26 protein-coding genes and 3 tRNA genes are annotated in these 26,363 nt (G+C 67.9%); 17 read left to right on the forward strand and 12 right to left on the reverse strand.

The window, feature by feature from the left end:
• Nucleotides 1–42 precede the first annotated feature (42 nt).
• The 3 genes from BLQ39_RS08950 to BLQ39_RS08960 all read left to right on the forward strand — a co-directional run bounded on the left by BLQ39_RS08950 (nt 43) and on the right by BLQ39_RS08960 (nt 1,087).
• Nucleotides 43–114: transfer RNA gene (locus BLQ39_RS08950), tRNA-Thr, on the forward strand.
• A 34-nt stretch (nt 115–148) separates the two neighbouring features.
• Nucleotides 149–225, forward strand: a tRNA-Met gene (locus BLQ39_RS08955).
• A 430-nt stretch (nt 226–655) separates the two neighbouring features.
• Nucleotides 656–1,087, forward strand: coding sequence for an SRPBCC family protein (locus tag BLQ39_RS08960; protein WP_092323385.1), 432 nt, complete (start codon nt 656–658; stop codon nt 1,085–1,087).
• Between the two features lie 15 nt (nt 1,088–1,102).
• Here BLQ39_RS08960 and BLQ39_RS08965 read toward each other — a convergent pair whose 3' ends face one another.
• The 3 genes from BLQ39_RS08965 to BLQ39_RS08975 form a co-directional block, all read right to left on the reverse strand.
• On the reverse strand, nt 1,103–1,873 hold the full coding sequence (locus tag BLQ39_RS08965) for an SGNH/GDSL hydrolase family protein (RefSeq protein ID WP_092323387.1): 771 nt from the start codon (nt 1,871–1,873) through the stop codon (nt 1,103–1,105).
• Nucleotides 1,866–2,438: a HEAT repeat domain-containing protein gene (locus BLQ39_RS08970; RefSeq protein ID WP_092323388.1), complete on the reverse strand. Its 573-nt coding sequence runs from the start codon at nt 2,436–2,438 to the stop codon at nt 1,866–1,868. Before BLQ39_RS08970 ends, BLQ39_RS08965 begins: the two co-directional genes overlap by 8 nt.
• 64 nt (nt 2,439–2,502) lie before the next feature.
• The gene (locus BLQ39_RS08975) at nt 2,503–2,961 is read right to left on the reverse strand and encodes a GNAT family N-acetyltransferase (protein WP_166804930.1); all 459 of its coding nucleotides are present in this window, start codon (nt 2,959–2,961) and stop codon (nt 2,503–2,505) included.
• Nucleotides 2,962–3,028: 67 nt separating this feature from the next.
• On the opposite strand from BLQ39_RS08975, the gene BLQ39_RS08980 reads away from it, so the two are divergent.
• From BLQ39_RS08980 to BLQ39_RS08990, 3 genes are read left to right on the forward strand one after another with little or no spacing between them, the layout of a single operon-like run.
• A complete protein-coding gene (locus tag BLQ39_RS08980) occupies nt 3,029–3,475 on the forward strand; it encodes an FAS1-like dehydratase domain-containing protein (protein ID WP_092323392.1) in 447 nt (148 codons plus the stop codon).
• Nucleotides 3,472–3,900 carry a MaoC family dehydratase gene (locus BLQ39_RS08985; RefSeq protein WP_092323393.1) on the forward strand — a complete coding sequence of 143 codons (429 nt, stop codon included), beginning with the start codon at nt 3,472–3,474 and terminating at the stop codon, nt 3,898–3,900. The genes BLQ39_RS08980 and BLQ39_RS08985 overlap by 4 nt, the downstream gene beginning before the upstream one ends.
• An 11-nt stretch (nt 3,901–3,911) precedes the next feature.
• Complete coding sequence (locus BLQ39_RS08990; RefSeq protein WP_092323432.1) at nt 3,912–5,060, forward strand: UDP-N-acetylmuramate dehydrogenase; 1,149 nt, start codon at nt 3,912–3,914, stop codon at nt 5,058–5,060.
• A gap of 41 nt (nt 5,061–5,101) precedes the next feature.
• Here BLQ39_RS08990 and BLQ39_RS08995 read toward each other — a convergent pair whose 3' ends face one another.
• From BLQ39_RS08995 to BLQ39_RS09005, 3 genes are all read right to left on the reverse strand, one after another.
• On the reverse strand, nt 5,102–5,959 hold the full coding sequence (locus tag BLQ39_RS08995; protein ID WP_092323395.1) for an ABC transporter permease: 858 nt from the start codon (nt 5,957–5,959) through the stop codon (nt 5,102–5,104).
• The gene (locus BLQ39_RS09000) at nt 5,956–6,849 is read right to left on the reverse strand and encodes an ABC transporter ATP-binding protein (RefSeq protein ID WP_092323396.1); all 894 of its coding nucleotides are present in this window, start codon (nt 6,847–6,849) and stop codon (nt 5,956–5,958) included. The genes BLQ39_RS08995 and BLQ39_RS09000 overlap by 4 nt, the downstream gene beginning before the upstream one ends.
• Before the next feature lie 144 nt (nt 6,850–6,993).
• Entirely contained in the window at nt 6,994–8,196 is a 1,203-nt protein-coding gene (locus BLQ39_RS09005; RefSeq protein WP_092323398.1) for a pyridoxal phosphate-dependent aminotransferase, read from the reverse strand.
• A gap of 175 nt (nt 8,197–8,371) precedes the next feature.
• Between BLQ39_RS09005 and BLQ39_RS09010 the strand changes: the two genes are divergently transcribed.
• The 5 genes from BLQ39_RS09010 to rplA all read left to right on the forward strand — a co-directional run bounded on the left by BLQ39_RS09010 (nt 8,372) and on the right by rplA (nt 11,116).
• Nucleotides 8,372–8,444: transfer RNA gene (locus tag BLQ39_RS09010), tRNA-Trp, on the forward strand.
• A 42-nt stretch (nt 8,445–8,486) separates the two neighbouring features.
• Nucleotides 8,487–8,762: a preprotein translocase subunit SecE gene (gene secE, locus BLQ39_RS09015; RefSeq protein WP_092323399.1), complete on the forward strand. Its 276-nt coding sequence runs from the start codon at nt 8,487–8,489 to the stop codon at nt 8,760–8,762.
• 95 nt (nt 8,763–8,857) lie between these two features.
• Nucleotides 8,858–9,826, forward strand: coding sequence for a transcription termination/antitermination protein NusG (gene nusG, locus BLQ39_RS09020; protein ID WP_092323401.1), 969 nt, complete (start codon nt 8,858–8,860; stop codon nt 9,824–9,826).
• A gap of 76 nt (nt 9,827–9,902) precedes the next feature.
• Nucleotides 9,903–10,334, forward strand: a complete 432-nt coding sequence (gene rplK / locus BLQ39_RS09025) for a 50S ribosomal protein L11 (protein ID WP_092323402.1) — start codon at nt 9,903–9,905, stop codon at nt 10,332–10,334.
• Between the two features lie 92 nt (nt 10,335–10,426).
• Entirely contained in the window at nt 10,427–11,116 is a 690-nt protein-coding gene (gene rplA / locus BLQ39_RS09030; protein WP_092323404.1) for a 50S ribosomal protein L1, read from the forward strand.
• Nucleotides 11,117–11,253: 137 nt separating this feature from the next.
• Here rplA and BLQ39_RS09035 read toward each other — a convergent pair whose 3' ends face one another.
• The 4 genes from BLQ39_RS09035 to BLQ39_RS09050 all read right to left on the reverse strand — a co-directional run bounded on the left by BLQ39_RS09035 (nt 11,254) and on the right by BLQ39_RS09050 (nt 16,438).
• Nucleotides 11,254–12,759 (reverse strand): APC family permease, encoded by a 1,506-nt coding sequence (locus BLQ39_RS09035; protein ID WP_092323405.1) that lies wholly within the window; start codon nt 12,757–12,759, stop codon nt 11,254–11,256.
• A 313-nt stretch (nt 12,760–13,072) separates the two neighbouring features.
• Nucleotides 13,073–13,411, reverse strand: coding sequence for a cupin domain-containing protein (locus BLQ39_RS09040; protein ID WP_092323407.1), 339 nt, complete (start codon nt 13,409–13,411; stop codon nt 13,073–13,075).
• Nucleotides 13,412–13,448: 37 nt separating this feature from the next.
• Nucleotides 13,449–14,879 (reverse strand): NAD(P)/FAD-dependent oxidoreductase, encoded by a 1,431-nt coding sequence (locus BLQ39_RS09045; RefSeq protein WP_092323434.1) that lies wholly within the window; start codon nt 14,877–14,879, stop codon nt 13,449–13,451.
• Between the two features lie 68 nt (nt 14,880–14,947).
• Nucleotides 14,948–16,438: a helix-turn-helix transcriptional regulator gene (locus BLQ39_RS09050; RefSeq protein WP_092323408.1), complete on the reverse strand. Its 1,491-nt coding sequence runs from the start codon at nt 16,436–16,438 to the stop codon at nt 14,948–14,950.
• A gap of 167 nt (nt 16,439–16,605) precedes the next feature.
• On the opposite strand from BLQ39_RS09050, the gene aceB reads away from it, so the two are divergent.
• Nucleotides 16,606–18,273, forward strand: a complete 1,668-nt coding sequence (gene aceB / locus BLQ39_RS09055) for a malate synthase A (protein ID WP_092323410.1) — start codon at nt 16,606–16,608, stop codon at nt 18,271–18,273.
• 88 nt (nt 18,274–18,361) lie between these two features.
• The gene (locus BLQ39_RS09060; protein ID WP_092323411.1) at nt 18,362–18,892 is read left to right on the forward strand and encodes a GNAT family N-acetyltransferase; all 531 of its coding nucleotides are present in this window, start codon (nt 18,362–18,364) and stop codon (nt 18,890–18,892) included.
• Here the strand turns inward: BLQ39_RS09060 and BLQ39_RS09065 are convergent.
• Nucleotides 18,889–20,385 (reverse strand): cryptochrome/photolyase family protein, encoded by a 1,497-nt coding sequence (locus tag BLQ39_RS09065; RefSeq protein ID WP_092323435.1) that lies wholly within the window; start codon nt 20,383–20,385, stop codon nt 18,889–18,891. The two genes, BLQ39_RS09060 and BLQ39_RS09065, sit on opposite strands and share 4 nt — an antisense overlap.
• 474 nt (nt 20,386–20,859) lie before the next feature.
• Here BLQ39_RS09065 and BLQ39_RS09070 point away from each other — a divergent pair, with 474 nt between their 5' ends.
• Entirely contained in the window at nt 20,860–21,411 is a 552-nt protein-coding gene (locus BLQ39_RS09070; protein WP_092323413.1) for an alternate-type signal peptide domain-containing protein, read from the forward strand.
• 91 nt (nt 21,412–21,502) lie between these two features.
• On the opposite strand, the gene BLQ39_RS09075 is transcribed toward BLQ39_RS09070, so the two are convergent.
• The gene (locus BLQ39_RS09075) at nt 21,503–22,078 is read right to left on the reverse strand and encodes a hypothetical protein (protein ID WP_134574751.1); all 576 of its coding nucleotides are present in this window, start codon (nt 22,076–22,078) and stop codon (nt 21,503–21,505) included.
• Between BLQ39_RS09075 and BLQ39_RS16235 the strand changes: the two genes are divergently transcribed.
• Genes BLQ39_RS16235 through BLQ39_RS09090 form a run of 3 tightly spaced genes read left to right on the forward strand, consistent with a single transcriptional unit; the run spans nt 22,077 to nt 26,179 of the window.
• Nucleotides 22,077–24,707, forward strand: coding sequence for a fibronectin type III domain-containing protein (locus BLQ39_RS16235; RefSeq protein WP_092323416.1), 2,631 nt, complete (start codon nt 22,077–22,079; stop codon nt 24,705–24,707). The two genes, BLQ39_RS09075 and BLQ39_RS16235, sit on opposite strands and share 2 nt — an antisense overlap.
• A 12-nt stretch (nt 24,708–24,719) precedes the next feature.
• A complete protein-coding gene (locus tag BLQ39_RS09085; protein WP_092323417.1) occupies nt 24,720–25,472 on the forward strand; it encodes an LPXTG cell wall anchor domain-containing protein in 753 nt (250 codons plus the stop codon).
• The gene (locus BLQ39_RS09090) at nt 25,469–26,179 is read left to right on the forward strand and encodes a signal peptidase I (protein ID WP_092323419.1); all 711 of its coding nucleotides are present in this window, start codon (nt 25,469–25,471) and stop codon (nt 26,177–26,179) included. The genes BLQ39_RS09085 and BLQ39_RS09090 overlap by 4 nt, the downstream gene beginning before the upstream one ends.
• Nucleotides 26,180–26,363 lie beyond the last annotated feature (184 nt).

The following is a 26,363-nucleotide window of genomic DNA, read 5'->3' on the forward strand; positions in this document are numbered from 1 at the left end:
GGTTGCCAAAAACGCGGCAGGCTTCCGAACGTGGGAAGCTGTGCCCCCTTAGCTCATTGGTAGAGCACTTCCTTGGTAAGGAAGAGGTAGTGGGTCCGATTCCCACAGGGGGCTCAGGCTTGAAGGCTGGAAGCAGCCGACAGGTCGTGGCGGGGTAGCTCAGTTGGTTAGAGCACACGGCTCATAATCGTGGTGTCGCGGGTTCAATTCCCGCTCCCGCTACCACAGTCCCGAGGTTCGAACATCTCGGGACTTTTTCCTTGCTGTCGCCGGTCGCGCGAGGCGAGCGGCACGAGGCGCGCGGCTGAACCCGGAGCTCGCCTGGCTCGGGCCGGGATAAGGGGGCAGGTCACCCCGACGATGTCCTACCCCCGAGAGGTGTGCTTCTCTTCCGGCCGCATTGGGAACCCTCTCATTAGGGTCTAAGGGCCGGAATTCGGGGAGCACCCCTATCTGCAGGAACACTACCAAGGCCCGGGAATCCGGTCCAGGGGGTGGACTTTTGCGCCTGCGTGGCGCATAGTCGCTGCGTCGGGGGTACGGTCGCGCGCGAGTGCCGTGGTTGCTCCCATCGGGCGCCGGGTCGCCGGCGGATCCGGATCCCCGGTGCGGCCAGGCCGCGAGGGCCGGCGCGAAGACAATTCTGGAGGATGAAATGGCGCGAGTTACCGAAAAAATCGACCTTGACGTTCCCGTTGAGCGGGCCTACGCGCGGTGGACCCGTCTCGAGTCGCTTCCCGAGTTCCTCGATTTCGTCGACTCGGTCACGAAGATCGACGACACCCGCTCGCACTGGAAGGTGAGCATCCGCGGGGTGGAGCGCGAATTCGACGCCGTCATGGAACAACGGCCCAATGAGAGCATCGCCTGGACCAGTGTCGGCGGAGATGAGACGCACGCCGGGATGGTGTCCTTCGATGCGTTGTCCGACGCGTCGTGCCGGGTCACGGTGAGGCTCGACTGGGTGGCCGAGGGGCTGCTCGAGAAGACCGGCGTCATCTTCGGCGTCGACGACCACGTCGTCAAGAAGGACCTGCGCAAGTTCAAGGAAATGATGGAGGGGCGCGCCGGCGGCGCGACCGACTAGCGCTCGCGCCGCCGGTCAGCCGAGATCGACCGGTTCCAGGACCGGCCGCTTCGGCGGACGCCCGTCGCCGGACGAGCGTCCGGTGAGCCGGCGTCCGATCCACGGCAACACGAACTCACGGTAGTAGGCGGCGGTGCCCTGCACCCGCTCGTCCGCCGGGGCCTCTGCGGAGGCATCCGTGCCCCAGCCCCCCGGGACCGCCAGGTCGAGCGCCTCGAGCACGCGAGAGGCGATTCGGGTGTGTCCGCGCGAATTCAGGTGCAGCTTGTCGGCCGACCAGAAGCGGCGTTCCTCGAGTTCCGGGTCGGCCCAGTTGTCGACGAGTGTGACGCCGGGCCGGGTGAACGCCACCCTGCAGGCATCCGCGAGCAGGTCGCCGCGGCGCTGGATGAGCGCGCCCATCGGCAGGTGCCGGGACGGGTTCGCCCCGCTGAGCATCACCACGTGCGCGCCCTGGGCGATCGCGCGGTCGACCACGACGGCGAGCAGGTCGACGATGTAGGGGATCTCGACCCGCGGACGCATCAGGTCGTTGCCCCCGCCGCAGATGCTCACCAGGTCGGGGGCCTGGGCCAGGGCCGGCTCCAGCTGGCCCGCCACGATGGGGCCGAGCAGCTTGCCCCGGATGGCGAGGTTCGCGTAGGCGACCGGCGTGGAGGACGCCTCGGCGAGCCCGAGCGCGACAAGGTCGGCCCAGCCGCGCACCTGGCCGCCCGGCAGCTCGTCGCCGACGCCTTCGGTGAAGCTGTCGCCGATGGCGACGTAGCGCTCGAAGGGGCTACTCACCGGTGGGCGTCTGCTCCGTGGGGAGTTTCAGCCGGGACGTGAGTTCGTCGCGGGCCTGCTGCGCCGCCCGGCGGACGTCCTTGTCGGGGTCGCGGAGCCGCGCGGTGATGGCCTCGAGGTGTTCGGCCGTGCCCTGGGCTGCGAGTGTGTGGAGGGCGGCGGCGCGGACGCGCGGCACCTCGTCGGTGGTCATCCGCACGAGCTTGGGGGCGACCTGGAGGCCGCGGAGCAGGATCACCCTCGCGCACATTTCGCGCACGCGCCAGGCCTGGTTGGTGAGGCCGACGACGACATACGGGGCGGCGGCGTCGCTCCACACGTACAGGAGTGCGCGGGCTCCCCACAGCTCAGGCCAGTACAGGGCAGGGGCACCGTCGAGGATGCCGAGCGCGTGTTTCCCGCCGGCGTACAGAAGGAAATCCTTGCCGGCGTTCTTGCCGCGGAGGAGGGCGATCGAGTTGTCGATCACTGTCTGCTCACCGTAGTGAGCGACGGCGGCGTGAATGCGTTCGGCGGTGGGGAGGTCGAACGGCACGTCGGGGTGGGGGACTAGTTTGTTATGCATCGCGATGCCAACGCTACCGCCAGAGGGTGCCGCAGGCCAATGCCGGGTGCCCGCGGCCCGTGGATCAGGCTTCGTCGCCGGCGAGCGAACGCTCGAACCCGGTCGCGTTTTCGTACTGCCCGTAGTTGCCGATCTCCCGGTAGCCGAGCCGGCGGTAGAGGGCGAGCGCCTCCGGCTGGGCGGGGCCGGTCTCCAGCCGCACGGCCCGGTAGCCGAGTTCCCGGGCCACCGACTCGAGCTCGGCGAGCACGACGCTGGCGAGGCCCTGGCGGCGATGGTCGGGGCTGGTCCACATGCGTTTGACCTCGCAGGTGCCCGCGTCCAGCCGTCGGATGCCGCCGCCGGCGACCGTGCGCCCCTCATGGAGCAGCACGACGAAGCATCCCGTCGGAGCGTCGAACGCCTCGGCCGGGGCGTCGAGCACGGAGTCCCCGTCGCCGTAGCGGGCGTCGTACTCCCGGCGCAGGTCGGTCAGCAGGGGGTCGACCTTCGGGTCGGTCAGGCGAACGCGCACGAATTCCACGTTCACTACTCTGCCCGATTCCCGGCCCGCCGGGAGCCGCTTCGCCTCGCGCAACTACACTCGAGATGTGTCTGTGAACCCCGAACTGCAGGGCCGGGTCTTCCCGCCCGCGCCGCCCTACCTCGTCGGGCGTGAGAAGGTGCGCGAGTTCTCCCGCGCCGTCTTCGCGACCAACCCGATCAACCACGACCCGGAGGCCGCGCGCGCGGCCGGCTACGCCGATGTCGTCGCCCCGCCCACGTTCGCCGTGGTCGTCCAGGAGGCGACGCTGGCACAGCTGCTCTCGGAGCCCGGGGCGGGAATCGACTTCAGCCGGGTCGTGCACGGCGACCAGCGCTTCAGCTTCAGCCGCCCGATCGTCGCCGGCGACGAGCTCACCGCGACCCTGACCGTCGCGAGCGTGAAGAGCCTCGGCGGTCATTCGATGGTCACAGCGGAGTCCAACGTTCTGGACGCCACCGGCGCCCACGTCGTCACGGCGACATCCACCCTCGTTGTCAGGGGAGACGAATGAGCACCACACCCGCCCTCGAGTCCCTGAGCGTCGGCGACGTCGTCGCCGGCGGCAGCTTTGCGCTGACCCGCGATTCCCTCGTGCGCTACGCCGGGGCATCCGGCGACTTCAACCCCATCCACTACCGGGATGACGTCGCCGTCTCCGTCGGCCTGCCCGGCGTACTCGCGCACGGCATGCTGACCATGGGATTCGCCGTGCAGCCGGTCGTCGACTGGGTCGGCGACCCCGCGCGCATCGTGGACTACCAGGTGCGTTTCACCCGCCCGGTGCTGGTGGACCCGGTTGACGGCGCGGTCGTCACCGTCGTCGCCAGGGTCGGCGTCATCGACGCGGAAGCCCGGGTCGCCCGCATCGACCTGACCGTCACGTTCAACGACCAGACCGTCCTCGGCAAGGCGCAGGCGCGCGTCAGCCTCGCCTGAGCCCCATGCCGATGACCGATCCCGTTCCCCTGTCCCAGCTGACCACCATGCGCGTCGGCGGTGTTCCAGCCCGCATGGTCGCGCCGGCCACGGAGCAGGAGCTCGTCGATGCGGCCCTGGCGGCCTGGTCCTCCGACGACGACTGGATGCTCCTGGGCGGCGGCTCGAACACCGTCGCCGGCGATGAGGGCTTCGGCGGGACCGTGATCCGCGTGATCACCCGGGGCATCGAGGTCAGCTCGTCCGCGCCGGACCGGGACCGGGTGCGCCTGCGTGTGCAGGCCGGTGAACCGTGGGACAGCGTCGTCGCGCAGGCCGTGGCGCGCGGGTGGGCGGGCATCGAGGCGCTCTCCGGGATTCCCGGTTCCTCCGGCGCGGCCCCGGTGCAGAACATCGGCGCCTACGGCCAGGAGCTCGGCTCCAGCCTGGTCGCCATCGACTTCCTCGACTACGAGACGGGCGCACGCCGCCGGATGGAGGCGGGTGAGCTCGAGTTGGGCTACCGCACGTCCGTGCTCAAGCAGGGGCTGCGGGGCGTCGTGCTCGCGATCGAACTGGACCTGCAGGACACGAGCGCCGAGGCATCCGTGCTGGGCAGCGCGCTCAGCGCCCCGGTCGCCTACGGGCAACTTGCCGGGGCGCTCGGCGTGCAGCTCGGGGACCGCGTCCCCCTGTCCACGCTGCGCGACACGGTGCTCGCCCTGCGCGCGTCGAAGGGGATGGTGCTCGACGCGAGCGACCACGACACGTGGAGCGCGGGGTCGTTCTTCACGAATCCGATCGTGACCGAGACGTTCGGGCGGACCCTGCCGGGGGATGCCCCGCGCTGGCCGATCGGGCCCCTGGACGAGATGCCCGACCGGGTCATTCCGCTCTCCGACTACGCCGGTGTCGGGCCGATCCCCGGAGCGGGGGGCACGGTGCGTCTGGTGAAGCTCAGCGCGGCCTGGCTGATCGAGCACGCGGGGATCTCCCGCGGGTTCCGACTGCCCGGCTCGCGCGCTGCTGTGTCGAGCAAGCACACGCTCGCCCTTACGAACACCGGCGCTGCGACCGCCGACGAAATCGCACAACTCGCCCGCTACGTGCAGGGCCGCGTGCAGGCCGAGTTCGGTGTCATCCTGCAGCCGGAACCCGTGCTCGTGGGCGTGCACCTGTAACCGGTCGAATTGCCGCGTGAGGGGGCGATGAGGGCGCGCGGTCAGCTGTCGCGGCGGATCCAGCGGAAGGTGAGCCGACTGAGTACGAGCCCGACGACGAGCCAGACGGCCAGGTTGAGCGCGACCAGCGGGAGGTCGAATGAGTCGGACGGTTCGAGGGAGGCGAAGCCCTCCGGCAGGAACACGGCGCGCATGCCCTGCGCCATCCATTTCAGCGGGAACAGGCTGGCGACGTTCTGCATCCATTCGGGCAGAGCGTAGAACTGCAGGTAAACGCCCGAGATGAACTGCAGGATCAGCACGATCGGGATGACCACGGCCGTCGCGCTCTTACCGGAACGGGGCAGCGACGAGAGGGCGATCCCGAGGAAGGCGCTGGTGATGACGCCGAACAGGAACACCCACGCGAAGGTCAGCCACGTCTCCGGCTCGCTCGGCAACTCGATGTCCAGCAGGAAGCGGGCGACGAGCAGCAGCAGGCCGGCCTGGAGGATGCCGGTGACGAGGACCTGCCCGATCTTGCCCATGAAATAGCTCAGCGGGGACAGTGGGGTGCCGCCGAGGCGCTTGAGCGTGCCGTCGGATTTCTCCCCGGCAATGTCGACGGCCAGGTTCTGCACGCCGGAGAGCAGCATCCCGGCGGCGAGCATGCCGGGCAGGTAGTACGCGCCGACGCTGATGCCCCCGCTGCCGTCCGGCGCCGTTCCGATGTTGCCGGCCGCGCCGAAGGCCGCCGTGAAGATGCCGAGCATGATGAACGGGAACAGGAACGTGAAGAACACGCTGTCCGGCGAGCGGAAATAGACCCGCGTTTCGTACCCCACCCGGGAGGCGCCGAGCCGCAGGATGCGCCCCAGGCCGCCGCGAGGTGCGGAGGTGGCTGTGCTGCTCGCGCTCATGCGCGGACCTCCGTTTCGCGGTTGTTCTCGGTCTCCGGACGCGCGCCGCGGACCAGGCCCAGGTACACGTCTTCCAGGCTCGGCCGGATGACCTCCAGGTCGCCCGGTTCCCGGCCCAGCGCCGCGACGAGCTCCGCGACGACCCGGGCGGGTTCCTGGCTGCGCGCCTGGCGGAGGGCGCCGGTCTCGTCCCGCCAGCGCACGAGCGGCACGCGTGCCTCGGCGCCGCCGATCTCGTCGATGGCGCCGATGTCGATGAGCCGGCCCTCGTTGATCACCCCGGCTCGGTCGCCCAGCCGGGCGGCCTCGTCGAGGTAGTGGGTGGTGAGCAGGATGGTGGTTCCCTCGTCCTTGAGCCGGCGCACGAGGTCCCAGAACTGGTGGCGCGCCTCGGGGTCGAAACCCGTGGTCGGTTCGTCCAGGAAGAGCAACTCCGGCCGTCCGACGATCCCGAGCGCGACATCCACCCGGCGCCGCTGCCCGCCGGAGAGCTTGCCGATGCGGGTCTTCGCCTTCGATTGGAGGCCCACGGCCTCGATGACCTCGCCGACGGGGCGTGGGTTCGGATAGAAGCCGGCGAAGTGCGTGAGCTGTTCGGTCACGGTGACGTTGCCGCTCTCCGTGGCGGATTGCAGGACGATGCCCAGGCGTGCCTTCCAGCCGAGCCCCGCGCGGCGCGGGTCGACGCCGAGCACGCTCACCTCGCCCGAGGTGCGGTCGCGATAGCCCTCGAGGATCTCGATCGTCGTGCTCTTCCCCGCGCCGTTGGGGCCGAGCAGGGCGAACGTCTCCCCGGGGTGGATGTCGAAGCTGATCCCGCTGACGGCGTCGACACTGCCGTAGGACTTGCGCAGGTCGCGAACCCGCACAACGGGGGCGGAGGATGTCATGCGCCCAGAATCCCACAGAATCCCACAGTGTCGGACGGTTCGCCGCCGTGAGGGGTCGCAAATCGACCTTCATCGGCCTCGGGAAGGTCGATTTGCGACCCCTCAGGGGCTTGGGGGGGGCTTGGGGGCCTGGGAGGGGCGGGGTCAGGCGAAGAGGCGCTGGAGGCGCTGGATGCCTTCGACCAGGGGCGCGTCGCCGAGGGCGTAGGAGAGGCGCAGGTAGCCGCTCGGGCCGAAGGCCTCGCCGGGGACAACGGCGACCTCGGTTTGGTCGAGGATGAGGTCGGCGAGTTCCAGCGAGGTGGTGACGGTCACCCCGCCCCAGGTGCGCCCGAGCAGGCCGGACACGTCGGGGTAGACGTAGAAGGCGCCCTGCGGCGTCGGCGTGACCATGCCGGGGATCTTGTTCAGCTCGGCCACGATGATCTTGCGCCGACGGTCGAAGGCGTCGCGCATCGCGAGCGCGGCATCCTGCGGCCCGTTCAGGGCGGCGATGGCCGCCCGCTGGGAGATGTTCGAGACGTTGGACGACAGGTGCGACTGGAGGTTGGCCGCGGCCTTGATCGCATCGGCGGGTCCGACCATCCAGCCCAGGCGCCAGCCGGTCATGGCGTAGGTCTTGGCGACGCCGTTGACCAGGATGGTGCGGTCTGCCAGCGCCGGAACGGCCTCGACGATCGAGACGGCGCGCACGCCGTCGTAGGTGAGGTTCTGGTAGATCTCGTCCGAGATGACCCAGAGCCCGTGTTCCTCGGCCCACTCGCCGATGGCCCTGGTCTGTTCGGGGGAGTAGACGGCCCCGGTGGGGTTGGACGGCGACACGAACAGCAGCACCTTCGTGCGGGGCGTGCGGGCGGCCTCGAGCTGCTCGACGGTGACGAGGTAGCCCTGGTCGCTGCCGGCGAAGACGTCCACCTGCACGCCGCCGGCCAACCGGATCGACTCGGGGTAGGTGGTCCAGTACGGCGTGGGCACGAGCACCTCGTCGCCCGGGTCGAGCAGCGTCGCGAAGGCCTGGTAGACCGCCTGCTTGCCGCCGTTGGTCACGACGACCTGGCCGGGCGACACCTCCAGGCCGCTGTCGCGGAGGGTCTTGGCGGCGATGGCCTCACGGAGTTCGGGCAGGCCGGCCGCGGGCGTGTAGCGGTAGTTCTTCGGGTCCCGCACCGCGGCCAGCGCGGCCTCGACGATGTGCTCCGGGGTCAGGAAGTCCGGCTCGCCGGCCGCGTAGCTGATGACGGGACGACCGGCCGCCTGGAGCGCCTTGGCCTTGCCGTCGACCTTGAGGGTTGCCGACTCCGCAATGGAGCCGACCCGGGTGGAGATTCGCTTGAGTTCGTGGGCCACGATACGAGCATAGGGGGGAGGCCCGGTCCGGCACAGGCCCGGCTCGGCTTTACAGCGGTGCCGGAGTGACCTAGACTTGATCGAGGTAGTTGAAATCTGCCATGCTTTTTTGCGCCCATTTTTGTCGTCTGACGACGCGGAAGGCGCGCGAAGAGGTGGTGGGGATTTCATTCCTAGGGTGGTGGCTCAATTGGTAGAGCAGCGGTCTCCAAAACCGCAGGTTGCAGGTTCGAGTCCTGTCCGCCCTGCAAGTCGGTGGTATTTCCGTCGGCCCATGAAAGGTGTGACAGGTGGCCCGAACAGTTATCGACGAACCCAGTGAGGAAATCGTCGCCAACGCGAGACTCGCCCGCGAATCCAAGCGCGGACCGTTCGCTCGGCTGACCCTGTTCATCAAGCAGGTTCTGGCTGAACTCCGCAAGGTTGTCACGCCGACCCGCAAGGAGCTCCTGAGTTACACGGGCGTCGTGCTGGTTTTCGTGGTCATCATGATGGCCCTGGTTTCGGGTCTCGACTGGGTGTTCGCGCTCGTCGTGACGTATGTGTTCGGAACGCCGTCAGGCTAGAGCGCATGACGGCCGGCGCATCCCGCGTGATTTTCATGGCAACTCTGAATCGGCACCGTATTCGTGCCGGTTCGATAGATAAGGACTGAGATTTAGTGACTGAGACGAAACACGGCGACGTCGACTGGGCCACCGCCGCAGAGCAGTCCTCTGACGAGGATGAGGCGCAGGAAGGCAACATCCTCGCCGAAGAAGAAGGCGCCGTAGAGCCTGCCGAGCACGCAGCCCTGCACATCATCGACCCCAACGCCAACGTCGAAGACAACCTCGACGCCGCGCTGGACGCCCTGGCTGAGGCCACCGATCCCGAAGCTGACGAGGTCGTCAATGACGCCCTCGACATCGACTCCGCCGATGAAGCCGAGGCTGCCGCAGAGGCCGTCGAGGACGAGGTGGACGTCGAGACCGAAGCCGCCGACGAGGCAGCAGCCGAGGAGACCCCGGAGGACCCGTACGACGAGTTCCGTAAGGAACTGCGTTTCCAGCCGGGCAAGTGGTACGTCATTCACTCCTACGCCGGCTTCGAACGCCGCGTGAAGTCGAACATCGAGAACCGCAAGCAGTCGCTGGCCATGGAAGATTACATCTACCAGGTCGAGGTTCCGATGGAAGACGTCGTCGAGATCAAGAACGGCCAGCGCAAGATGGTCACCCGCGTGCGCATCCCCGGCTACGTTCTTGTTCGCATGGACCTCAACGAGGACAGCTGGTCCGTTGTGCGCCACACCCCCGGAGTCACAGGCTTCGTCGGCAACTCGCACAACCCCACCCCGCTCCGCTTCGAAGAGGCTTTCGGCATGCTGAAGAGCCTCGTCGAGATCACCGAGGCTCCGAGCATCAAGACCGGCGGCGGACAGGGCGGCAAGGCCGCGTCCCGCGTGCTGCCCGCCGAGATCGACTTCGAGATCGGCGAGACCATCACCATCAAGGAAGGCTCGTTCGCGGGCCTGCCCGGTTCCATCAACGAGATCAAGCCGGAGAGCGGCAAGCTCATCGTGCTGGTGTCCTTGTTCGAACGTGAGACCCCGGTCGAGCTCAGCTTCGACCAGGTCACCAAGCTTTAAGTCCACCGGGGCCCGTCCGGGCCCTCGGGAGAGCATGCCCTCGTGGCTGCTCGAACATCAATAAGAAGGAAGAACAATGGCACCGAAGAAGAAGGTTACCGGTCTGATCAAGCTTCAGATCAAGGCCGGCGCCGCGAACCCAGCACCGCCCATCGGGCCGGCGCTTGGCCAGCACGGCGTTAACATCATGGAGTTCTGCAAGGCGTACAACGCCCAGACGGAAGCCCAGCGCGGAAACGTCATCCCGGTTGAGATCACCGTGTACGACGACCGCTCATTCACGTTCATCCTGAAGACCCCGCCGGCGGCGGAGCTCATCAAGAAGGCAGCCGGCGTTGCCAAGGGCAGTGGCACCCCGCACACCGTCAAGGTTGCGAAGCTCACCCAGGCGCAGGTTCGCGAGATCGCCACGACGAAGATGGTTGACCTCAACGCCAACGACCTCGACGCGGCATCGAAGATCATTGCCGGAACCGCCCGTTCCATGGGCATCACGGTCGAGGCGTAACCCTCACCACCCGGCATCCCGCCACCCAGCAGTACGTGGAAGAGCCAGCCAGGCTCGCACCACACTCTCAAATTTTTGTACAGGAGATTCAAATGGCACAGAAGTCAAAGGCCTATCGGGCCGCGGCCGAGAAGATCGAAGCCGACAAGTTCTACACCCCCACCGAAGCCGTCACCCTCGCGAAGGAGACCGGCTCCGCCAAGTTCAACTCCACGGTTGAGGTTGCCCTCAAGCTCGGTGTCGACCCGCGCAAGGCAGACCAGATGGTGCGCGGCACCGTCATCCTGCCGCACGGTACCGGTAAGACCGCCCGCGTCATCGTGTTCGCAACCGGCCCGGCCGCCGAGGCGGCTATCGCTGCAGGCGCCGACGAGGTTGGTGGCGACGAGCTCATCGAGAAGGTGGCCGCCGGCTACACCTCGTTCGACTCCGCCGTCTCGACCCCGGAGCTCATGGGTAAGGTCGGTCGTCTCGGTAAGGTCCTCGGCCCGCGAGGCCTCATGCCGAACCCGAAGACCGGCACCGTGACGCCCAACGTCGCGAAGGCAGTCTCCGACATCAAGGGCGGAAAGATCGAGTTCCGCGTCGACAAGCACTCCAACGTGCACTTCGTCGTCGGCAAGGCATCCTTCACCGCCGAGCAGCTGAACGAGAACATCGGCGCAGCCCTCGAAGAGATCGTGCGCCTCAAGCCGAGCTCCTCGAAGGGCCGCTACATCACGAAGGGCGCCGTCTCGACCACGTTCGGCCCCGGCATCCCGCTCGACGTGAACAGCATCTAAGCTTCACGATCTGTGAGGAAAGGCCCGCTTCGGCGGGCCTTTTCTTTTTCCCCGGCCCGCGCGGGGCGAACGACACGAAGGCGAACGCCAAGAGGGGCCCGTCATCCGACGGGCCCCTCTTGCGTGCCTGGACGTTTCTACTGCGTGTCGGGGTGCTCCCGGATCTGCCTGGCCATTTCGATCGCATCGCCTTCCGGAGCGTGCGAGGCGCTGTGCGGCTTGGCGATGAACAGGTAGAGCAGCCCGCTGCCCATCACGACGCCGAGGCCGAGCAACACGATCCAGTCGTCGAGGAAGACTCCGGACGTGCCGGGCCGTCCCAGCAGGTAGATCGCGAAGAGCCCGTAGGCGAGGGCGGCCACGTTGACGAGCAAGCCTGCGGCGCCCAGGTTGAACGGTCCGGCCGGCTTCCAGCCCTTGATCCGCTGGCGAAGTGCGGCCAGCACCACGGCCTGGAACGCGACGTAGATGCCGATCACCGCGAAGGCCGTGATCCGCATCAGCAGGGTGCTGCCGCCCACGTAGATCAGCACGCAGAGCAGCAGCGGAATCGTGCAGGCCACGATCAGGGCGTTGACCGGAACCGCGCGGCGCGGGGAGACCTGCGCCAGCCAGGTGTGCCCCGGGATCATGCCGTCCCTGGCGAAGGAGAACAGCAGCCGGCTGGCCGCGGCCTGCAGGCTGAGCACGCAGGAGAGGAATGCGGTGAGCGCGACCACGAGGAAGAGCTTCGCTCCCACGGTCCCGAGAGACGACTCGAGGATCAGGGGAATCGGATCGGCATCCTCACCGTTGACGATGGCCTGCAGGTCGGGCGCGGCGAGCACGTAGCCGCCGAACGAGAACAGGGCGGAGACGCCTCCGACGAGGATCGTCATGATCATGGCGGTGGGGATGCGCCGGGCCGGGTTCTCGACTTCCTCCGCGACGTCGCCGCAGGCCTCGAATCCGTAGAACAGGAAGAGGCCGGCCAGCGCTGCGCCGAGGAAGGCGGCACCGTAGCTTCCGTCGCCTTCGACACCCATGGTGTCGAAGAAGACGCTGAACTCCTGCTTGCGCTGGAAGATCAGCAGGTAGAGGCCCAGGCCGACGACTCCGATGAGCTCGGCGGCCAGCCCGATCCGGGCGACTCGAGCGAGCATCTTGGTGCCGGAGAAGTTGATCCCGAACGCCACGAGGAGGAACAGCGCGGCGAGGCCGAGGGTCACCTCGTTGGTGACCGGAAGGTTGATCAGGCTCGCGAGGAAGCCGGTGCCGTATTCCGCGACGGCCGTGATCGTCACCAGCATCGCCCAGATATACACCCATGCGGCCATCCAGGCGTAGCGCTTGCCCCATAGCCTCCGCGTCCAGGGGTAGATGCCCCCGGCGATCGGATACTGCGACACGACCTCGCCAAAGATGAGCGCGACCAGGAGCTGGCCGGCTCCGACGATGACGAGCCAGAAGATCGAGGGCGGGCCCCCCGTGCTCAATGCGAGGGCGAACAGGGAGTAGACGCCGACGAGCGGCGACAGGTAGGTGAAGCCGAGGGCGAAGTTACCCCACCAGGACATGGAGCGGATGAACGAGTCGTCGTAGCCGAGGACCCTGAGGTGCTCCGCGTCGCCAAGACTCTTCTTCGTGGGTTGATCAACTGACATGATGACCTCTTTCGGATCAAGTCGGAGGCTCGCGCGTCCGCCCACCTGGCCGCACACCTCATTGTGTGTGCTCAACCTACTGCGGCCGGCGCCTCAACGAAGCGGAAATGGATGATTGCACGCCCGGCGTGTCGAGACAGGGAAAAGATGCCGATTCCTACCGTCAAATCTTTTTATGCTGCCATTCTCGATCGGGAAGGGCGCTCTCTACAGCGTTTTTCGTTGTGACGACCCTCCTCCGCGAAAACGCAGTTGTGCGCGCTAAAACGGGTTCATAACGCGCACTACTGCGGTTTCGCGGGAGGGGGTCAGGTCAGGCGAGGTAGAGCTTGCGGAGTGTTTCGGTCACGGTCCAGACGGTGCGCATCCCGGTGACGAGGCGCACGATGTCACCCGGCGCGAGGGTGATGCGGCGCCCGTCGGCTTCGAAGTCGACGGTCGCGGCTCCGGTCAGCACCAGGAACACCTCGTCGACCTCGACGTCCCGCATGGCCCCGGGCGACATCTCCCAGACGCCGATCTCGGTGTCGCCGAGCACATCGAGCACGGCGGACCCGGTGCCGGGCGCGCCGGCGACGACCTGCGCGGCCGGGACGGGGGCTCGCTCGATTCGCAGGGCTGCGGCTGCGGTGGCGTGGCCGGGAGTGAGCATCCGGTGTCTCCGTTGGTCAGTGGGTCGAGGGGCGGGGCTAGGAATCGAAGCCGAGGCCGAGGGCGTCGAGCGTCTTCAGGATCGCGTTGCGGCGCCCGCGATTGTGGTCGGCGCGGTCGAGCGACCACCGCGTCGTCTGGATGCCCATCGACGCGATCGGCTCCGGCGGGAAGGGCAGGGCCCGGCCGCGCACCATCTCCAGCTGCGTGCGCTCGGTATGGCGTCCGGCCAGCTGGTCGAGCATGACCTTCGCCGCGAAGTGGGTCGCGCCCACGCCCAGCCCGGTGAAGCCGGCCGCGTAGGCGATTCGGCCGCCGCGGGCGGTTCCGAAGAAGGCGCAGAACCGGGTGGAGGTGTCGATCGCGCCTGCCCAGCGGTGGCTGAAACGGATGCCTTCCAGCTGCGGGAAGGTGGTGAAGAAGTGGCTCGCGAGCCGCTCGTAGCTCGCCGGGCGGTTCTCGTACTCGCTCCGGACCCGCGCGCCATAGTGGTAGATCGCGTCGTAGCCGCCGAAGAGGATGCGGTTGTCGGCGCTCAGCCGGTAGTAGTGGAACTGGTTCGCCAGGTCGCTCAGGCCCTGGCGGTTCTGCCATCCGATCGCCGCCAGCTGCTCGGGGCTGAGCGGCTCGGTCATCAGCACGTAGTCGTAGACGGGCACGGTGGACAGTCGGTTGCGCTTCAGCAGCGACGGGAAGACGTTCGTGGCCAGCGCGGTCTTCCGGGCCCGGACGGTGCCGTGCGGTGTGACCAGGTTGCTGCCCTGGGCCGGAGTGAGCCCCGCGCTGTCGACCTTTCGGACCGGGGTGTGTTCGAAGATCTCGACGCCGAGTTCGGTCGCGACCCGGGCGAGCTTGGCCGCCAGCTTGCCCGGGTGCACCAGCGCATTGCTGCGCCGGTGCCAGACGCCGGCCAGGTAGGTGGGCGAGTCGACCTGCCCGCGCAGGGCCTCCGCATCGAGGAAGACGGTGTCGGCGCTGGTCGGTTCCTCCCGCAGCCACTCCACCTGGTGCTCCTCGATGGCGAGGTCGATGGCGCCCGTGCGCTCGAAGTCGCAGTCGAGGCCGAGCTCGGCGACGCTCCGCTCGATCTCGTCGAGGTTCTCCAGCCCGAGTTCGTTCAGCCGGTCGATCTCGTTCGGCCAGCGGGTGCGGCCGTTCTCCTCGCCGTGGGTCAGGCTCGCTTCGCAGAAACCGCCGTTGCGCCCGGAGGCAGCCCAGCCGACGGTTCGGGCCTCGAGCAGAACCACCCGGGCCGCCGGGTTCTGCTGCTTGGCCATGAGGGCGGTCCAGAGTCCCAGGTATCCGGCGCCGACGACCGCGAGGTCGCAGTTCAGGTCGGCGGCCAGCCGGGGATGCCGCGCCTGCGGGGCGATGTCGTCGAGCCAGAACGGCGCATGCCGGGTGTCGCCGAGGGAGTGCGCGACGACGGATGCGGCGGGCCGCGCCCGTTCGAAAATCGTTGTGCCCACGAAGTCGCCCTCTTCCCGCGGCTGCGCTGCCGCCTCTTCATCCTGCCACCGCCGGCCCACCCCGCGGGCTAGCGCGGGGAGTGCGCCTCCAGGAATTGGTACACCTCGGTCTGATCCACGCCCGGATAGGTTCCGGTGGGCAGGGCCGCGAGCAGGCTCGTCGGTGTGCGTGCCGCCGGCCACGACTGCCCGGCCCACCGGTCGGTGAGGTCGGCCGGGGCGCGGCGGCAGCAGGACTCATCCGGGCAGAGCGACACCGCGCGGTTGGACGTCTCCCTGCCGCGGAACCATTTCACGTGCGTGAACGGCACCCCGACACTGACGGAGTAGTCGCCCTCCTTGGCCTTCTCGATGCGCGAGGTGCACCAGAACGTGCCGCTCGGCGTATCCGTGTACTGGTACCAGGGGCTGAACCTGTCTTCGATGTCGAAGACGGTCCTGGCCGTCCAGTTGCGGCACACCGTCGAGCCCTCGACGGCGCCGAGGGCGTCGCTGGGGAAGCGGACCGAGTCGTTCTCGTAGGCCTTGATCATGGTGCCGGACTCGTGGACCTTCATGAAGTGCACGGGGATGCCCAGCCTCGCGGTGGCCAGGTTGGTGAAGCGGTGCGCCGCCGTCTCGTAGGAGACCGCGAACGCGTCGCGCAGGTCTTCCATCGAGATCCGGCGCAGGTTCTTCGCCTCGGTGAGCAGCTTCACGGTGTCCTTCTCGGGAAGCAGGATGGCCGCGGTCAGGTAATTGGTCTCCACCCGCTGGCGCAGAAAATCGGCATAACTTTTGGGTTCGCCGTGCCCGCAGAGGTGGCTGGCGAACGCCTGCAGGATGGGTGAACGGGAGTCCCGCGACGCGGACTGCGTCGTGGGCAGGTAGATCCGGCCGTTGCGTTTGTCGGTGACCGAGCGGGTGGAATGCGGGAGGTCGCCCACGTAGTGCAGCGAGTAGCCGAGGTGGCTGGCCATGTCCGCCACCACCTGGTGGGAGACCGGCCCCCCGGTGTGGCCGACCGCGGTCAGTAGCTCGAGGGCCTGCGCCTCGAGCTCGGGGAAGTAGTTGTCGCGCGAGCGCATCGTCGCACGCAGTTCCGCGTTGGCGCGCCTGGCCTCCTCCGGAGTCGCTGCGCGCTCCCGGTGCAGCCGCTCGATTTCGTTGTGCAGGGTGAGCAGGGTCTGGAGCGTTTCGTCGCTCTGACCCTTGCTCACCCGGATGCGCGGCAGTCCGAGGGCAGTGAAGACGGGTCCGCGCTGGGCCCGCTCGACCGCGATTTCCAAAGCGGCGCGCTCGGAGGGCGCATCCGTTTTGAGCAGGTCGTCCACGGTCGTGCCGAGCGCCGCGGCGATCGTGCGCAACATGGAGAGCCGCGGTTCGCGCTTGCCGTTCTCGATCATCGACACCTGCGAGGGGGCGCGTTCGATGGCCGTGGCGAGGGCGTCCAGGGTCATCTTGCGGATCGTGCGCAGATCCCGGATGCGGCGGCCGAGCGTGAGCGCATCGAGCCCGGCTTCCTCATCCTCGGGGGCAGCACTGAGCAGTGAACGCGGGACGGCATCGGCGAGGACCATGCTTCATCGTCACACGGGAGGATTAGTTCTGGCAAACAGAAGAACGACATTTCTTCTGCCAAACTTTCCGGGTCCGAGTGGGTGCGGGGGCTCCAGAGTGGGATCACAGCCACCGCAACGACGCATTTCGCGCTCGTCGACTCCACAACCTGTCAAGGAGAAAGACAATGAACACCTCACCCCGGTCAACGATCGAACGCCCGCAGCGCACCGCGACGAACACCGGCAGCTTCGCAACCGTCCGCCCGCACCTCGAGATCACCGGCGACCTCGGACCCCGCTACGGCGAGATCCTCACAGCGGGGGCGCTGGAGTTCATCGCCGAACTCCACGAGCGTTTCGCGGGTACCCGCCACGACCTGCTCGCCGCCCGGCTGCAGACGCGAGTGGATGCGGCCAACGGCCGGGACCCGCGCTTCCTCAGCGAGACGGCGCACGTGCGCCGCGACCCGAACTGGACCGTCGCCGGCGCCGGCCCCGGGCTCGAAGACCGCCGCGTCGAAATCACCGGACCGACCGACCGCAAGATGGCCATCAACGCCCTCAACTCCGGTGCGAAGGTCTGGCTGGCCGACCAGGAGGACGCCACGAGCCCCACCTGGGCCAACGTCATCGAGGGGCAGATCACGCTGTTCGACGCCGTGCGCGGGCAGCTCAGCTTCACCAGTCCCGAGGGCAAGAAATACACGGTCACCGCCGAGAAGACGCCCACCATTGTGATGCGCCCGCGCGGCTGGCACCTGGTCGAGAAGAACCTGACCTTCGTCGACCGTGCCAACCGCCGGATGGCCGCGTCCGGCAGCCTCGTTGACTTCGGCCTGTACATCTTCCACAACGCCCGCACGCTGATGGACACCGGCTCCGGCCCGTACTTCTACCTGCCGAAGCTGGAGAGCCACCGCGAGGCGCGGCTCTGGAACGACATCTTCAGCCACGCCGAAGACCACCTGAACATCGGCCACGGCACGATCCGAGCGACCGTGCTGATCGAGACGATCCAGGCGGCGTTTGAGATGGAGGAGATCCTCTACGAGCTGCGGGACCACTGCGCCGGACTCAACGCCGGCCGCTGGGACTACATCTTCAGCATCATCAAGACGTTCCGCGCCCGAGGCCGCCGCTTCGTGTTCCCTGACCGCAAGCAGATCACCATGACCGTGCCGTTCATGCGGGCATACACGGAGCTGCTGGTGTCGACCTGTCACCGGCGAGGCGCATATGCCATCGGCGGCATGAGTGCGTTCATCCCGAACCGGCGTGACCCGGCGGTCACCGCCCAGGCCCTGGAGCAGGTCTCGGAGGACAAGCGCCGCGAGGCGACCGACGGCTTCGACGGCACCTGGGTCGCGCACCCCGACCTCATCCCCACCGCCCAGGCGGAGTTCGACCAGGTGCTCGGCGACCGGCCGAACCAGCTCGAACGCACCAGGGACGAGGTGGTGGTGACGGCAGCACAGCTGCTCGACGTGTCATCCATTGGCGGAGAAATCACCGAGGCCGGTGTGCGCGGAAACGTGATCATCGCGTTGCGCTACATCGAGTCCTGGCTGCGCGGGGTCGGCGCCGCGGCGATCGACAACCTGATGGAGGACGCCGCCACCGCGGAGATCTCGCGGTCGCAGATCTGGCAGTGGATCCACGACAACTCGGTCACCGCCGAGGGGCGCCGGATTGACCGGCCCTGGGTCGAGGAGTTGGTGGCCGAGGTGTTCGCCGGTCTCGAGCGCACGCCCGGGGACCGTTTCGACGACGCGCTCGAGGTGTTCCGTACCGCGGCGCTGGAGCCGGAGTTCCCGACCTTCCTTACGGTCGGTGCCTACGCCCGCTTCCTCTGATCCACGCGTGAATCCCTGCACCCTCGTCCCGCTCCGGGGCGGGGGTGCGGCAGCGTGACGGGCAGGCCGGGCTGGGTAGGCTGACGGGATGACCGTCACGATCCGTGTGGCCGGCCCGGCGGATGCCACGGGGCTGGCCGACCTCGCCGCCGCAACGTTCGCCCTCGCCTGCCCTCCGCACACCACGGCGGCCGCGATTGCGGAATTCCTGCGGGACGTGCTCGCCGAGCCCAACTTCGACGAGTACCTCGCTCACCCCGACCGCATCGTGCTCGTGGCCGAAGACGAGCAGGCGATGGTCGGGTACACGATGCTGGTGTTCGGTGAGCCGACCGACACGGATGCGTATGCCGCCGTCGGCATTCGCCCGACCGTCGAGCTCAGCAAGTTCTACGTGCTCGCCGAGAGTCACGGGCGAGGTGCGGCGGCCGCCCTGATGGCGGCGACCCTCGAGGCTGCCCGCGGGCGCGGTGCCGCCGGCACGTGGCTCGGCGTGAACCAGTTGAACGCGCGCGCCATCCGCTTCTATGAGAAGAACGGATTCGTCATCGTCGGGGTGAAGCGCTTCCTCGTCGGCGGGGTGTACGAGAACGACTTCGTGCTGGAGCGCGCCCTCTAGCCTCGTTCGTCCGCACCGACCCTGGCGGCCGCCGCGGTGGGGGCCGACTTCGTGTTCTTCACGTGCTCGTAGGCGGCGAGGGCCGCCCGCCTGGTTTCACCGAGGTCGACGATCGGGACGGGGTAGGCATCCGTGCCCCATTCCGGAACGTTGGCTCGGATGTATTCGCCGTTCGGGTCGAACCTGGCCGCCTGCAGCTGGGGGTTGAAGACCCGGAAGTAGGGCGCGGCATCGGCTCCGGAGCCGGCGACCCACTGCCAGTTGAACGGGTTGCTGGCCGGGTCGGCGTCGACGAGGGTGTCCCAGAACCACCGTTCGCCTTCCCGCCAGTCGATGAGCAGGTTCTTGGTGAGGAAGGACGCGACGACCATCCGCACCCGGTTGTGCATGCTGCCGGTGCGCCAGAGCTCCCGCATGCCGGCGTCCACGAGCGGGTACCCGGTGCGGCCCTGCTGCCAGGCGCGCAGGGCACGGTCGTCCGGCGGCGGCCACGGGAACGCGTCGAACTCGCGCCGGATGTTCACGGTCGCCAGCTCCGGCGCGTGGAAGAGCGTGTGGTAGCAGAACTCCCGCCAGCCCAGCTCGGTGAGGAAGCGGGTCGCGCTCGCGGCTGCAGGGCCGGTTGCCCGGGCTCGCGCCGCGTCGGTCGCGTGCCACACCTGGAACGGGCTGATCTCGCCCCAGCGCAGGTGCGGGGCCAGGCGCGAGGTGGCGGCCCGGGCCGGAACGTCGCGCGCGTCGGCGTACTCATCGAGGGAATCGCGCAGGAACGAGTTGAGCAGGTGGTGGGCGGATGCCTCGCCCGGCTCCCACGCCTCGCGCAGCCCGGCGGCCCAGTCGGGATGGCTCGGCTCGAGGGCCCAGTCGCCCAGCCGGTCGGAGGCGAGGTCGCCGCCCAGGTCGCCGCCCAGTCCGGGGATGGCCTCGGGGGCCGGGTGCGGCATCCGAGGCGGGGGACCGGACGTGCATGACCGCCAGAACGGCGTGAAGACGGAGTACGGGCGGTCCTGGCCGGTGCGGATCGTCCACGGCTCGAAGAGGAGCGAGCCGGCGAAGCTCCGGGTTTCGATGCCGCCGGAGCTCAGGGCCGCCTTGAGCCGGGCGTCGATCTCCCGTTCGGCCGCGCCGTAACGCCGGTTCCAGAACACGGCGCCTGCGCCGACGGATGCCGCGAGTTCGGTGATGACCGGTTCGGCCGGCCCGCGGCGGAGGGTCAGGGTGGCGCCGAGTCGCTCGAGCGAGGCAGCCAGCGAGCGCAGGCTCCCGTGCAGCCACCAGCGGGCCGCGCCGCCGAGCGGTCGGATGCCGGGGGACTGCTCGTCGAGAACGTACACGACCACGACCGACCGGCCGCGCTCGATGGCGGCGTGCAGAGCCGGGTTGTCGCTGAGCCGGAGGTCGTCGCGGAACCAGACCACGGAGGGGCCGTCGCCGGAGGGGCCGTCGCCGGAAGCTGCGGGCGACGCCGGCCGCGCGGTCGTGAGCTCTGGCATCCGGTCCTCCTTGTCGGTTTCTCCTTGGTGGGATTCCATTCTGTTCCATCGCCTTCGCCGGAGGCGCTCACGCACGTCCATGCGTATGCATTCAAGGAGAGTTGACAGATTACGCAACTGATTTGCGCGTCGATTCACGTTTTCGCAACGAAATCAGCCGATATTGCAGCTTCAACGGTCGAATAGGGACGCGCTTAGGTGAGTGGGCGCGTGCCTATCTCTGGGGGTAGAGCAGGGACAGACGGATCTGTCTGTCCCGCCGTATAGTTCTTGAGGGGATGGCGTAGCAGCCGGAAAAGCCGCAAGGCGAGACCGTTTGCGCAGATCTCGGTCCGGCTTGTCCGGACGGGGAACACCAGATTCAGACTTCGTGCCTATCGCGAAATATGCGCCCAACCCCAGTACGCAGCTCAGCTCCATTTCGGGGAACGGCCTGCAACTAACGACATCCTGGATGTCGCGAAGGGAACGATCATGAACAAGCTCCTCAAGGGTTCAATTGCCGGCGCAGCTGGTGTGGCCCTCCTCCTCGGCGGCGCAGGCACGTTCGCGCTGTGGAACGACGACGCCACGGTAGACGGTGGAACGATCGTCGCCGGAAATCTGGACCTCGCCACCGACCTGACGAGCGGAGAGTGGAGCGACGCAAACGGGACCATCGACCTCAGCACCTTCGTGGCTGTTCCTGGTGATGTCCTCACCTACACGACAGACGTGGATGTCACTGCCACCGGCGACAACCTTGTCGCCACCCTGGGCCTCGGCACCGCGTCGATCACGGCCTCGTCCTCAGCCGCGGCCGACGTGGCTCTTGCTGGCTACCTCACCAACACGGCGGTGCTCTCGGCGACCGGTACCGGCATCTCTGGCCTCGGCCCGACCTACACGATCGAAGAGGGCACCGGGGTTGCCACCGTCACGGTCGAAATCACATTCCCGAAGCACCCGACTGCCGGCGCTGAGAACAGCACTAAGAACGGATCGGTCAGCCTGGCCGACCTGTCCGTCACCCTCACCCAGGACTAGTCGCTTCGACCAGGGTGCCCGCCGCCTCGGTGGCGGGCACCCTGGACTCACCCGCACCACATCTGGCCTCACGACTCGCGAAGGGGATGCCTCACATGTCCTCTCCTCGGTCGGCCAAAATCTCTTCTCTACACCCGAGGGCCACCGCGACGCTCGTGGTCGTCGGCGCGATGGGCCTCGCCGTCCTCGCAGCAGGCGGCACGTACGCCCTCCTCAACTCGAGCACATCCATAGGCTCGGCCGCCTCAATCACATCGGGCACCGCAGCGCTCACGGTCTCGCCGCTCACGATGTCGACGGCGGTGCTGTATCCCGGACTCACAACGTACGGCGCAGCGACGGTCACTAACACCGGTGATGTACCGCTCTCGGTGCGGATCACCGGGCTGACCTCGCCGACGGCGACCACACCCTTCTCCCAGTCGCTCACGATCGGCGGGGGCATCGTGGCCTCACCAGCTGCGTGCTCGAGCGGCACCTTCACGCCGGGCTGGGCAGGACCGTTCCCCTCGGCGACGACCGCAGTCGTCGGGTCCGTGCTTGCCGCCGGCAGCTCCGCGACATTCTGCGTATCCGTGACGATGGCCCTGACCGCCGCCCCCGGGAGCCAGGGGCAATCGGCCACGAATTTTGGGATCCTCATCGACGGAATCCAGAGCTGAGCCATGACGACCAGGACGAACCGCGCGCCGGGCCGAGGGGCTCACCGCCTCGCCGTTTCCGTCGGGCTGACGCTGTTCTTCATCCTCGCGGGCACCGGAGTCGCCAGCGCGAGCTGGACCGCTTCGCCCGTCGGCACGACGGCATCCGTGGCTTCCGGGACCATCGGCATCCAGCAGGCCGGGTTCGCTTCCCTCGCGGTTCAGTACGGCCCGACCGTGACGACAGCCACGGCGCCGATCACCGTGACGAACACCGGCACGATCCCGGCCCCGTACACGCTCACGCTCAGCGCACCCGCCGCGAATCCGCTTGCCCAGGCTCCCGTCAATACGTGGCCGGTGCTGTTCGGGTCAAGCTGCGCCCTGCCCGTTCCGGGCACGGCCACCACGAGCAAGACCTGGGCGGCCGGGACAACCTTGACCGGATCCCTGGACGCCGGAAGCTCCGCGGTCTACTGCGTCACCACGTCGCTCACCCCCGCGCAGCTCTCCGCGAACTCCGGGGGATCGATGGTTGCGACCCTCGCCCTAAACTCCGCAGTGGGCAATTGGTCGGCCACGGACACAGCGACTGTGGCGCAGTCCGTTTCCGACATGACCGCACCAACGGCCCCCGGCACGCCGGTCGCGTCCGGTACAACCGGCGTGGCAACCACGTTGAACTGGACGGCGTCGACGGACACCGTCGGCGTGACCGCCTATGAGGTCTACCGCACCGGCCTTCTCATCGCAACCGTCACGGCGACGACATTCACGGACGCGGGTCTGACCCCGGGCACGACGTACAGCTACGTGATCAAGGCGAAGGATGCCGCCGGCAACGGGACCGTGTCCGGCACGACCGCCGTGACCACGACAGACACGATCGCTCCGACCGCCCCCGGCACGCCCGTGGCATCGGGCACGACCGGCGTGCAGACCACTCTGACCTGGGCGGCGTCCACTGACAACGTTGGGGTGACCGGCTATGACGTCTACCGCGGCGCAACGCTCGTTGGTACTGTCACCGCGACGACATTCACGGACACCGGGCTGGCCCCGGCAACGACCTACAATTACACGATCAAAGCGAAGGATGCCGCCGGCAATCAGTCGGTCTCGGGCCCGACCGCCGTGGCAACGACAGACACGATTGCTCCGACCGCCCCCGGCGCACCCGTGGCATCGGCGACGACCGGCGTGCAGACCACTCTGACCTGGGCGGCCTCCACCGACAACGTTGGCGTGACCGGCTATGAGATCTACCGCGGTACGACGCTCGTTGGAACGGTCACATCGACGACGTTCACGGACATTGGGCTGACACCGGGAACGATCTACAGCTACACAGTCAAGGCGAAGGATGCCGCCGGCAATGGGTCAGTCTCCGGCGCGACCGCCGTGGCAACGACAGACACGATTGCCCCGACCGTCCCGGGCGCGCCAGTGGCGTCGGGCACGAGCAGTGCGCAGACTACGTTGACCTGGGTTGCGTCCACTGACAACGTTGGTGTGACTGGCTATGAGGTCTACCGCGGTACGACGCTTGTTGGAACGGTCACGTCAACAATGTTCACGGATACGGGACTGACCCCGATCACGACCTACAACTACACGATCAAGGCGAAGGATGCGGCCGGCAACCAGTCCGCGTCGCTCCCGACGAGCGTGACCACCGCGGCTCTCGACACGACCGCTCCGACCGTCCCGGGAGCGCCGGTCGCGTCGGGCACGACCGGCGTGCAGACCACATTGATCTGGACTGCGTCCACGGACAACGTTGGCGTGACCGGCTATGAGGTCTACCGCGGGACCACGCTCGTTGGAACTGTGACGTCGACAACGTTCACGGACACGGGCCTGACTCCCGCGACGACGTACAGCTACACAATCAAGGCGAAGGATGCCGCCGGCAACGGGTCCGTCTCTGTAGCGACCGTCGTGACAACGCTCGACACGATTGCTCCAAGCGTCCCGGGCACCCCGGTGGCGTCGGGCACAACTGGCACCCAGGCCACGCTGGCCTGGGCGGCATCCACCGACAACGTCGGGGTCACCGGCTATGAGGTATACCGAGGCACGGTACTCATCGCAACAGTCACGTCGGCCACCTTCACTGACACCGGGTTGACCGCGGGAAGCACCTACAGCTACACAATCAAAGCCAAGGATGCCGCGGGCAACCGATCGGCGGTTTCCAGCGCGACGAACGTGATCACCCTCGCAGTGACGCCGACGACCGGCTACAAGATCAGGCCGATCGACAGCACGGGCTTGTGCCTGGACGGGTCGAGTAATCCGCCGGCGAACGGCACGACGTTGGTGACCACGACCTGCAATGGAAATAGCCAGCCGTGGAACGTCGTGCTCATCACCGGAACCTACTACTACAAGATCGTTCACCCCACGAAGGCCTTCGCCTGGGAGATCAAGGACGGCAGCCTCATCGACGGCGCCGGCGCCCAATTCGGAGCCGACACCGGGGCCGCCAAGCAGCAATGGGAGGTCATCCAGCAGAGCGCCGGCCAGTACCGGTTCGTGAATCGGGCGAGCGGTAAGTGCCTGGAGGCGCCGGGAGCAACCACCGCAGTAGGAACGCAACTCACACAGCGAACGTGCGACGGGTCAACCGCGCAGTCCTTCACGGTGAGCTGACGGTGATCTGACATGACTGCTGCCCGAATCGTTGCCCGCCTGGCAGCGCTCGCGCTCGCGGCGGGAGTGTGCGCGAGTATCGGGCTGGCGGGCGCGGCCGCAAGCGAGGCGCCGCCATCGACCGACCTCCTTGTCAGCACGGATGGCGTCCACTTCTTTCCGGCACTCGCCGGAGGCCTCCTCGACGTAGGCGGTCTGCTCGTGCCCGGCGACTCGGTGGCGTCGAGCCTATGGATCAAGAATCCCACCGGCGCATCCGCCGTGCTCCGGGTCAGCGCCCGGGACGTGACGTTCTCGTCGGGCGACATCGCCGACGGAGTGACCGTGTCCGCCTGGGATTCCGGAACCGATACCACTCTGTCGGCCACCCTGCGCACAATCGCCGAGTGCCAGATCATCGTGCCCTCGCAAGCGATTGCGGCAGGGGCGACCATGAGAATGATCGTCAGGTATACGATGGCGGATTTCGCGGGTGAGGTCGGTCAGAACGAAAGCGTCAGCCTCGGGCTGAAGGTCGCCATGCGGGACGCGGAGGCGGGCCCCTTTCCCGCATCCGCATGTGAGGATGAGGGCGTGCTCGTCTCCTCGAATCCTGCCCGACCGGGCTCGCTTCCGGGCTCGCTTCCGGGCTCGCTTCCGAGTTCGCTTCCGACGACCGGGACGGAGTTCGTCGTCCCGCTCCTGGCCACGGGCGGTTTCCTGGTCGGAATCGGCCTGTTCCTCGTGGCCGGCCGCCGCCGCCGCCGCGAGCACGAGGAGTCATGACCGACGTGGCCGCCGGGACATCCGCCCCCCGGACAGAGCCGAAGACCGGGCCGGAGCCCGGGCCGAAGTCGGGGCCGAAGTCGGGGCCGAAGTCGGGGCCGAAGCTCGACAAGGGGCTCTGGCACTACATCGGCGTCGCCCTGAGCGGGGCGCTCCTCCTGCTCGTGCTGGCCCTCGCGGTCATCCTCATCGTCGTTCCCAAGGTCGCCGGTGGGGTCCCGCTCACTGTTCTGACCAGTTCGATGGAGCCGCGCCTGCCGCCGGGAACGCTGATCGTCGTGCGCCCGGTCAACCCCGATGACCTCCGGATCGGCGACGTCGTCACCTACCAGATCCAGTCCGGCAAGCCGGGCGTGATCACGCACCGGATCATTGCCGTCGCGTCCTCATCAGATGGCAGCCGCTCGTTCACCCTCCAGGGCGACAACAACGGCGCCCCGGACAGCGAGCAGGTGATCGAGGCGCAGATCCAGGGGCGGCTCTGGTACTCACTGCCCTATATCGGCTACGTGAACAACGGCGTCAACGGCGAGAACAAGGCCTGGATCGTCCCCGTCGCAGCCGTGTTGTTGCTCTCCTATGCGGGCTACATGATCGCCGCCGGCATGGTCGCGGCAGCGAGGGGCAAGCGCAAGCCCGGGAAGCCGGTCCCGGACCCTCGAGAACCGGCACCGAACGCCCCGGGCGGCGACTCCGCCCGCGCCTAGCCGGGCGCCATTCCTCCACAGGGAAGACTTCTGCGAATTATCCACAGAAAATGCGGCTGACCGGCCCTTTGTCGGTAGGAATGTCGGTGGTTCGGCGGAGACTTAACGTATGGACACCCCCACCGAAACCCCGCAGGCGACCGCCGGATCGGCCGCCGCCGACGGTGCGGATGCGCTCGCGTCG

The sequence above is a fragment of the Cryobacterium psychrotolerans genome (genome assembly GCF_900101115.1).
GTDB lineage: Bacteria > Actinomycetota > Actinomycetes > Actinomycetales > Microbacteriaceae > Cryobacterium > Cryobacterium psychrotolerans.